The organism is Streptomyces calidiresistens (genome assembly GCF_014141525.1).
GTDB classification, from domain to species: Bacteria; Actinomycetota; Actinomycetes; order Streptomycetales; family Streptomycetaceae; genus Streptomyces; species Streptomyces calidiresistens.
This window is the reverse complement of the sequence record NZ_VKHS01001083.1, coordinates 1-1,464: the sequence shown is the minus strand read 5'-3', so window position 1 is coordinate 1,464 and position 1,464 is coordinate 1. Positions and strand designations below refer to the sequence as shown.

Here is a 1,464-nt window from a genome sequence, read left to right as displayed (position 1 = left end):
CCGCGGTGCCGTCCCGCCCACGGCCCGGCCCGTTCGCGTGCCCCGGGGTGCCGGGATCGGGGATACCGGGCTCGGGGCCCGTCCCGCCGCCGGTGGAGGGTCCCGGCGCCCCGACCGACCCCCGCACGCGAGCCGCCCCGGCCCCCGCACGGGGCGGGGACCGGGGCGGCTCGCGGAGACCGGGGCGCGGGTGGGATCACTCCACGCCGGCGTAGGAGTGCAGGCTGTCGACGAACATGTTGACGCCGTAGTAGTTGAACAGGAAGCACAGGAAGGCGAAGATCGCCAGGTAGGCGGCCTTGCGGCCCCGCCAGCCCGCGGTGGCCCGGGCGTGCAGGTAGGCGGCGTAGCCGAGCCAGGTGATGAACGACCACACCTCCTTGGGGTCCCAGCCCCAGTACCGGCCCCAGGCGTTCTCGGCCCAGATCGCCCCCGCGATGATCGTGAAGGTCCACAGCGGGAAGACCACGGCGTTGATCCGGTAGGCGAAGCGGTCCAGGCTCACCGAGGAGGGCAGCCGCTCCAGCACCGAGGTCGCCACCCGGCCGGGCGTACCGCCGGCCATGAGCCGGGTCTCGTAGCGGTCCCGGAAGAGGAACGCGACGGTGGCCACCGCGCCCAGGTAGAACATGGCGCCGCAGACGATCGCCAGCGAGACGTGGATCCACATCCACACCGACTGCAGGGCGGGCGGCAGCTGGTCGCTCTCGGTGTACAGGACGGTGACGGCCAGGCCGAGGTCGAGCAGGACCGTGGTCACCAGGGGGAGACCGAGCCAGCGGACGTTGCGGCCGGCCAGCATGAAGCCGAGGAACGCGCCCACCGCCACCACGGAGAAGGTGGTGGAGAACTCGTACATGTTCGCCCAGGGGGCCCGCTGCACGGCGACCGCGCGGAGCACCACACCGCCGAGGTGCAGCAGGAAGGCCAGGACGGTCAGCGAGACGGCGATCCGGCCGTACAGGTCGCCGCGCTCGTCACCGGCCGCGGCGCCGGGTCCGTCGGGAACGTTGTCCCGGCCGACCGAGCCGGAACGGGTGACCACGGTCGGACCGTTCCCGCCGCCGGTCCCGGCGGTGCTCGGGCGCTCCAGGACGGAGGTGGTGCCGCCCCGGCGGACGGCGACCGCGGGGGCGCTGGCGGCGGTGGCCCCCGCCGCGCCGCCGTCGGCCTTCCCCGCGCCGCCGGTGCCGCCGTCGCCGTTCCCCCCCGCGCCGTTGGGGGCGAGGGCGGCGGCGGTGCGGGCGACCCGGCTGCGGCTGCCGAAGGCCCACTCGGTGATGTACGCCAGGAACGCCAACACGTACACGGCCATCGCGGAGTAGACGAGCAGCTTGCCGTAATCGGCGAGCCCGGGATCGGCGTCAAGCATCGCGGGACCTCTCCTTCCGGTTGTGGGTGGGTTCGGCTCCCCCGGAGCCGGGTTCCCCGGCGTCCGCCCGGGGGGCGGGCGCCGGGGAACCC

Annotated in this window: 1 protein-coding gene; it reads right to left on the bottom strand. The window is 74.8% G+C overall.

The features are described from left to right. Window positions 1-196: 196 nt before the first annotated feature. Window positions 197-1,372: a c-type cytochrome biogenesis protein CcsB gene (gene ccsB, locus FOE67_RS25580; protein ID WP_182667192.1), complete on the bottom strand. Its 1,176-nt coding sequence runs from the start codon at window positions 1,370-1,372 to the stop codon at window positions 197-199. Between the last annotated feature and the right edge of the window lie 92 nt (window positions 1,373-1,464).